The 7699-nt window shown below is 68.9% G+C and carries 6 protein-coding genes; 5 read left to right on the top strand and 1 reads right to left on the bottom strand.

All coding sequences use genetic code 11. The features are described from left to right. The 5 genes from APM_RS07675 to APM_RS07655 form a co-directional block, all read left to right on the top strand. Positions 1-639: extracellular solute-binding protein (locus APM_RS07675; RefSeq protein WP_007422792.1), on the top strand; the 639-nt coding region annotated here is incomplete at its 5' end. Between the two features lie 99 nt (positions 640-738). Then, positions 739-2835: a 3-hydroxyacyl-CoA dehydrogenase NAD-binding domain-containing protein gene (locus APM_RS07670; RefSeq protein ID WP_007422791.1), complete on the top strand. Its 2097-nt coding sequence runs from the start codon at positions 739-741 to the stop codon at positions 2833-2835. Beyond that, the gene (locus APM_RS07665) at positions 2832-4535 is read left to right on the top strand and encodes an AMP-binding protein (protein ID WP_007422790.1); all 1704 of its coding nucleotides are present in this window, start codon (positions 2832-2834) and stop codon (positions 4533-4535) included. The genes APM_RS07670 and APM_RS07665 overlap by 4 nt, the downstream gene beginning before the upstream one ends. 102 nt (positions 4536-4637) lie before the next feature. Next, positions 4638-5849 carry a pimeloyl-CoA dehydrogenase large subunit gene (gene pimC, locus APM_RS07660; protein WP_007422789.1) on the top strand — a complete coding sequence of 404 codons (1212 nt, stop codon included), beginning with the start codon at positions 4638-4640 and terminating at the stop codon, positions 5847-5849. A gap of 10 nt (positions 5850-5859) precedes the next feature. Then, positions 5860-6978, top strand: coding sequence for an acyl-CoA dehydrogenase family protein (locus APM_RS07655; protein ID WP_007422788.1), 1119 nt, complete (start codon positions 5860-5862; stop codon positions 6976-6978). Positions 6979-7016: 38 nt separating this feature from the next. Here the strand turns inward: APM_RS07655 and era are convergent. Continuing rightward, the coding region (gene era, locus APM_RS07650; RefSeq protein ID WP_007422787.1) for a GTPase Era at positions 7017-7699 on the bottom strand (683 nt) is incomplete at its 5' end.

Genomic DNA, 7699 nt, shown 5'->3' with positions numbered 1-7699 from the left:
GAACTCGGCGGCGTGGTGCTGATGTCGAAATCGGCGCCGTTCACGCCGCCGCTGCACTGGCACGGCCTGCTCGCGCCGGCCCGCCGCGGACTCACGGGCATGGCCGACCCGACGACGGACGACGCCGCCTGGGGCGGCCTCGCGAGCCTGCTCGCCACCGAGGGTTGGCCGGAGGGGCGCCGCTTCGTCACCGCGCTCGGCGGCGCCGGGCTGCATATCTACGCCACCACGGCGGACACCGTCGCCGCCCTGCGCAGCGGGGCCATCCAGCTCGCCCTCGTCCGCTCCGCCGTGGCCTTCCACGTCGCTTCCCGGATCGATCCCTCGCTCGAAGCCGTCGTGCCGGCTCCAGCCGTGCTGATGCCGAGCCTGATCGTGATGCCGCGGCACATGACGCCGGCATTGCGGCGGGCGGCGTCGGCGTTCATCGCCTTTGCCTGCTCGCCCGCCGGCCAGCGCGCGGCGCTCGCGTCCGACGACATGGATTCAGCCTTCTGGCCGGTGAACGCGACGGTGCCGCCGCCGCCAGGCCTGCCGGACCTCGGCGCCCTCGCCCCGCGCGATCCGGGCGCGGTCGCCGCCAACCCGCTGCCGGCGATCGCCTGGTTCGCGCGCGAAATGGTCGGCCCCGGCCTCTGACACCGCGAAGGGCGGGCCGGGGGTCTTGCATCGCCCCCGACCGCAAGCGATAAACGCTTAACCAATGGTGCAGGCTGCGGCCATCCAAGCGGAGGAAACATGAGCGAGCAGAAAGTCGGGCTCGAAATCGCCAACGGCGTCGCCGTGATCTCGATCGACAACCCCCCGGTGAACGCACTCGGCCATGCCGTGCGGGCCGGGCTGGTCGAGCAACTCGCGGCGGCGGAGGCGGATGCCTCGGTCCGCGCCATCGTGCTCGCCTGCAAGGGGCGCACCTTCTCGGCCGGCGCCGACATCACCGAATTCGGCAAGCCGCCGCGCGCGCCGGGCCTGCATGAGGTGATCGAGCGGTTCGACAACTGCCGCAAGCCCGTCATCGCCGCGCTGTTCGGCACCACGCTCGGCGGCGGGCTGGAACTGGCACTCGGCTGCCATTATCGCGTCGCCGTCGAGTCGGCCCGGATGGGACTGCCGGAAGTCAAGCTCGGCCTGCTGCCGGGCGCCGGCGGCACGCAGCGCCTGCCGCGGCTGATCGGGCCGGAAAAGGCGGTGGCCGCCATCGTCTCCGGGAAGATGATCGGCGCCAAGGCCGCACTGGCGGACGGGCTGATCGACGCGATCGTGTCCGATCCGGTGCAGGGCGCGATCGACTTCGCCCACACCGTCGATCCCGCGAAGCTGGTCCGCGTGCGCGACCGGAGCGACAAAATTGCCGCCGCCAAGGCCGATCCGAGCGCGTTCGAGGCGGCCGCCGCCGAGGCGACGAAGCGGCTCAAGGGCGTCGAGGCGCCGGCCGCCTGCGTCGAAGCCGTGCGCAATTCCTTCACCCTGCCCTTCGACGAAGGTGCCAGGGCCGAGCAGCAGGCGTTCATGCGCCTCGTCGTCGGCGACCAGTCGCGTGCCCAGCGGCATGTGTTCTTCGCGGAGCGCGAGGCGCAGAAGATCCCCGGCATCGGCCCCGAGGTGAAAGGGGCGAAAATCGGCCGCGCCGTCGTCATCGGCGGCGGCACGATGGGCGGCGGTATCGCGATGAATTTCGCCAATGCGGGCATCCCGGTCACCATCGTCGAAACCGACGAGGCGGCGCTGGCCCGCGGGCTCGACCGCGTGCGCGGCACCTACGACGTCTCGGTCCAGCGCGGCGCTCTGCCGGCAGGGACCACCGAGAAGCGCATGGCCATGTTCTCCGGCAGCACCGACTGGGGCGTGATCGCCGAGGCTGACATCGTCATCGAGGCGGTGTTCGAGGAACTCGGGCTCAAGAAGGAGGTCTTCGCGCGGCTCGACGGCATCGCCCGCCCCGGCGCGCTGCTCGCGACCAACACCTCGACGCTGGATGTCGACGCCATCGCCGCCGCGACGAAGCGGCCGGGCGACGTTCTCGGCATGCATTTCTTCTCGCCGGCCAACGTGATGAAGCTGCTGGAGATCGTGCGCGGCAAGGAGAGTTCCGCGCAGTCGATCGCCACCGCCATCGCGGTGGGCAAGACGCTGGGCAAGGTGCCGGTCGTGGTCGGTAATTGCGACGGTTTCGTCGGCAACCGCATGCTGGCGCGCCGCACCATCGAGTGCGAGCGGCTGATGCTGGAAGGCGCGCTGCCGCAGCAGGTCGATGCCGTGGTCAAGGCGTTCGGCTTCCCGATGGGCCCGTTCGCCATGGGCGACCTTGCGGGGCTCGATGTCGGCTGGCGGATCCGCAAGCATCGCGGCGCCACAGCACCGGTGTCGGACGCGCTGTGCGAGATGGGCCGCTTCGGCCAGAAGACCGGCCGCGGCTACTACATTTATGAAAACGGCAGCCGCGTGCCGACGCCCGACCCCGAGGTCGAGGCGCTGATCAGTGAAAAGGCGGCAGCGCTCGGCGTCACCCGGCGCGCGATTTCCGACCAGGAAATCCTCGAGCGCATGACCTACCCGATGATCAACGAGGCGGCGCGCATCCTTGAGGAAGGCATCGCCATCCGCCCGTCCGATGTCGATGTCGTCTGGGTCTATGGCTATGGCTGGCCGGTCTGGCGCGGCGGGCCGTGCTTCCACGCCGACCTGGTCGGGCTGAAGGAGATCGCCGCCCGGCTGGAGCATTACGCAACGGCGGTGGGCGACGAAACGCTCGCCCCCTGCGCCCTGCTGCGCCGCCTCGCGGATGCCGGCCAAGGGTTCGCGGATTTCGCCCAGGACGCGAAAGCCGCTTCATGAGCACCCGGCCGTTCCCGTGGGAGCGGAATTATCCGCCCGGTCTGGGCTGGGACATCGACATCCCGGCCGAGACGATCCCGGCCATGATCGCGCGCAGCGTTGCCGAAAACGCGGCGCTCCCCGCGCTGGAATATCGCGACCGTGAAACCGGCTTCGCCGAGCTCGGCGAAGCCATCGGCGAGGTTGCCGCAGGGCTCGCGTCGCTCGGCCATGCGAAGGGCGAGCGCATCGCGCTTTATCTGCCGAACGTGCCGGCGCACCCGTTCTGCTTCTACGGCGCGCTGACGGCGGGGCTCGTCGTCGCGCATCTCTCGCCGCTGGATGCGGAGCGCGAGCTTGCTCACAAGCTGCACGATTCCGGCGCACGCACGCTGGTGACGACCAATCTCGGCGCGATGCTCGGCATGGCGCTGAAACTGCTCGATGCCGGGCATGTGGAGCGCATCATCGTCGCCGACGACGCGGCGTTCGGCGAGATCCCCGGCATGGCGCACCCGCCGATCCCGACGGGCGATCCGCGGGTGATGACGCTCGATGCCCTGCGCGCGCGGGGACGGGCATTCGCGTTCGAGCCGCCCGCCATCGCGCCGGGAGATCTCGCGCTGCTGCAATATACCGGCGGCACCACCGGCCTGCCCAAGGGGGCGATGCACACGCACGCGACGCTGCGGGCGGCGGTCGCGATCTACGCCACCTTCTTCGACGGCCAGAACCGCTTCCCGCCGGGGCAGAAATTCCGCGCGATCTGCGTGCTGCCGCTGTTCCACATCTACGCGCTGGTCGTGCTCTGCCTGTTGCAGCTCTCGCGCGGATCGACGCTGCTGCTGCGGCTGAAATTCGATGCCGAGACCACGCTGCGCGACATCGAGGTGAAGAAGGCGAGCTATTTTCCCGGTGTGCCGACGATGTGGATCGCGCTCGCCAACGTGCCGGATCTCGACCGGCGGGACCTGTCGTCGCTTCGCCTCGTCGGCTCGGGCGGCGCGCCGCTGCCGGTGGAAATCGGGCAGCGTTTCGAGCGGCTGACCGGCATGCGCCTCGGCGGCGGCTGGGGCATGACCGAAACCGCCTCGGCCGGCACCGGCAACCTGCTCGACGGGCTGTTCAAGTTCGGCTCCGCCGGCATGCCACTGCCCGGCATCAAGCTCGACGTCGTCGCCCTCGACGATCCGTCCCGCGTGCTGCCTTATGGCGAAACCGGCGAAATCCGCATCCGCTCGCCCAACACCTTCATCGGCTACTGGCAGAACCCCGAGGAGACCGCCCGCAGTTTCGTCGACGGCCATTTCCTGACCGGAGATGTCGGCTATATCGACGAGGACGGCATGGTCTTCCTCGTCGATCGCAAGAAGGACATGATCCTCTCGGGCGGCTTCAACGTCTACCCGACCGTGATCGAGAGCGCGATCTACGAACACCCCGACGTCGCCGAGGTCATCGTCGTCGGCGTGCCGGACGACTATCGCGGCCAGTCGGCCAAGGCCTTCATAACGCTGAAGCCTGGTGCGGCGGAATTCACAATCGAGTCGCTGCGCGACTTCCTCGCCGACAAGCTCGGCAAGCACGAACTCCCCGCCGCCGTCGAATTCCGCGAGGCCCTGCCGAAGACATCGGTCGGCAAGTTCTCCCGCAAGGAACTCGCGGCAGAGGAACGCGAACGGCACGCTTCCGCCAGAGCTTCGGGTGCTGCGGCACCATGATCCCGCCCACCATCGCCGCCGCCCCGCGCGGGCGGATGGACACCCCCACCGGCACCCGCAAGGACAGCGCCGGTCGTTTCGAGAACAACTGAGGAGAGCGCCATGGAACTCAGCTTTTCGCCCGAGGAAATCGCGTTCCGCGACGAGGTGCGCGCCTTCATCCGCAACAACCTGCCCGGGGATGTGCAGAAGCGCCTGATCGAGGGACGCGAGATCGGCAAGCAGGACATTGTCGACTGGCAGCGCAAGCTGAACGCGAAAGGCTGGGCGGTGCCGCACTGGCCGCGCGCCTGGGGCGGGCAGGACTGGAGCCCGGTGCAGGAATTCATCCTGCTCGACGAGTTGCAATCGGCCCCCGCGCCCAGCCCGCTGCCGTTCAACGTCTCCATGGTCGGCCCGGTGATCGCGACCTTCGGCAATGACGAGCAGAAGCGGAAATTCCTGCCGGCGACGGCCAACCTCGACATCTGGTGGTGCCAGGGCTTCTCCGAGCCGGGGGCGGGATCGGATCTGGCCGGCCTCAAGACCACGGCCCGCCGCGAGGGCGATCACTACATCATCAACGGCCAGAAGACCTGGACGACCCTCGCCCAGTATGCCGACTGGATCTTCGTCCTCGCCCGCACCGATCCGGGTGCGGAGAAGAAGCAGCAAGGCATTTCCTTCATCCTTGTCGACATGAAGACGCCCGGCATCACCGTCCGGCCGATCCAGCTGATCGATGGCGGGCACGAGGTCAACGAGGTCTGGTTCGACGAGGTGAAGGTGCCGGCGGAAAACCTCGTCGGCGAGGAAAACAAGGGCTGGGACTACGCGAAGTTCCTGCTCGGCAACGAGCGCACCGGTATCGCCCGCGTCGGCGCCTCGAAGCAGCGCCTGCGCCGCATCCGCGAACTCGCCGCGATCGAGCGGGCCGGCGACGCGAAGCTGATCGACGCGCCCTGGTTCCGCGAGAAGCTCGCGGATGTCGAGATCGATCTCAAGGCGCTGGAAATCACCCAGCTCCGCGTGCTCGCCGAGGCGCGCAAGTCGGGCAAGCATGGCCGGCCGGATCCGAAATCCTCGATCCTCAAGATCAAGGGTTCGGAAATCCAGCAGGCGACGACCGAGCTTCTGCTCGATGTCGTCGGCCCGCTCGCCATGCCGTTCCAGGGCTCGACCGATCCGGATGACGATGGCAACGCCATGCCGATCGGGCCGGACGACGCGGCCGAGGCGGCGCCCACCTATTTCAACTGGCGGAAGATCTCGATCTACGGCGGCTCGAACGAGATCCAGCGCAACATCATCGCCAAGGCGATCCTGGGGTTCTGAGGACAAGACAATGGATTTCGATTTCACCGAAGAACAGCGCCTGCTGCGCGACAGTGTCGGCAAGCTTTTCGCCAGCCGCTACGCCGATTTCGAAAAGCGCAAGGCCTATGCGAAACTTTCCGAAGGGTTCGACCGCGCGGTCTGGGCCGAATATGCCGAGGCCGGGCTGCTCGCCCTGCCCTTCGACGAGGCGCAGGGCGGCTTCGGCGGCGGGCCGGTCGAGACCATGATCGTCATGGAGGAGATCGGCAAGGCGCTGGCCCTCGAACCCTATCTCGCCGCGATCGTCTTCGCCGGCGCCGTCCTGCGCCACGGCTCAAGCGCGGCCGTCAGGGACGAGGTGATTCCCGCACTTGCCGCCGGCGAGACGATCGTCGCCGTCGCCCATACCGAGCGCAGTTCCCGCCACGACCTCGAAGACGTGACCACCACCGCGAAGCGCGACGGCGATCACTTCATCCTCGAAGGCGAGAAGTCGGTGGTCCTCGGCGGCGATACGGCGGACTGGCTGATCGTCAGCGCCCGCCTCTCCGGCAGCCGGCGCGATCGCGACGGGATCGGCCTGTTCCTGGTCGATGCGAAGGCCGAAGGCGTCTCCCGCCGCTTCTATCCGATGCAGGACCTGCTGCGCGGCGCGGAAATCTCGCTCGCCAGCGTGCGGGTTCCGGCTGCGCGGCAGATCGGCGATCTCGCGGTGCTGGAGCGCGCGCGCGACGAGACGATCGCCGCCCTCTGCGCCGAGGCGGTGGGCGCGATGGAGGCCCTGGTCGGGCTCACCGTCGACTACATGAAGCAGCGCAAGCAGTTCGGAGTGGCGATTTCCGTCTTCCAGGCGCTGCAGCACCGCGCGGTGGACATGTATGTGGCGCTGGAACAGGCGCGCAGCCTCGCCATCTTCGCCGCCCTCTCGGTCGCCGACGACGATGCCGAGGCGCGCGGCAAGGCGATGGCGCTGGCCAAGGCCGGGGTGGGCAAGGCGCTGCACTTCGTCGGCCAGCAGGCGATCCAGCTGCATGGCGGCATCGCGATGACGATGGAATACAAGGCCGGCCACTATTTCAAGCGGCTGACCATGATCGACACGATGTTCGGCAACGCCGACCACCATCGCCGCCGGCTCGCTGCCTGACGTTCTGAACCGGCGCCGGGCCAACCCGGCGCCGGTGCTCAGCCGTCGAGGCCGAGGGCGCGCAGCCGCGCGGCCTCCTCGTCCCAGCCCGGGCGTTCCTTGACGTTGAGAAACAGGTGCACCCGCCGCTCCAGCTGGCGCTCGAGATCCCGCCGCGCCCGCGACCCGATCGACTTGATGCGCGCCCCGCCCTCGCCGAGCACGATCTTCTTGTGGCCGGCGCGCGCGACATAGACCGTGACGTCGATCCGCACAGATCCGTCCTTCCGCTCGCTGAAACTCTCGGTCTCGACCGAGGCGCCGTAAGGCACCTCGTCGCGCAGCTGGAGAAAGATCTGCTCGCGCACCAGCTCGGCGGCGAGCATTCGCTCGGTCTGGTCGGTCAGCTCGTCCTCGGGGTAGAGATGCGGGCCTTCGGGCATCGCCGCGGCCAGCGCGTCGAGCAGGCGATCGACGCCGTCGCGCTTCAGCGCGCTGATCATGAACACTTCCGCGAACCCGCCCTGCCGCGCCAGCGTTTCGGCCAGCGGCAGCAGCTTGTCGCGCGGCAGCAGGTCGATCTTGTTGAGGATCAGCCAGCGCGGCCGCCCGGTCGCGGCGAGCGCCTCGATCGGCTCGGCGAGATCGTCCGGGTCCGCCTTCGCGGCATCGACGATCAGGCAGGCGAGATCGGCGCCGGCAACGCCCTCCCACGCCGCCGCGACCATCGCGCGGTCGAGCC

Origin of the sequence: Acidiphilium sp. PM (genome assembly GCF_000219295.1) — a bacterium.
Taxonomy (GTDB): domain Bacteria; phylum Pseudomonadota; class Alphaproteobacteria; order Acetobacterales; family Acetobacteraceae; genus Acidiphilium; species Acidiphilium multivorum.
The sequence above is the reverse complement of the archived record's forward strand: the minus strand, read 5'-3'. Positions and strand labels throughout refer to the sequence as shown.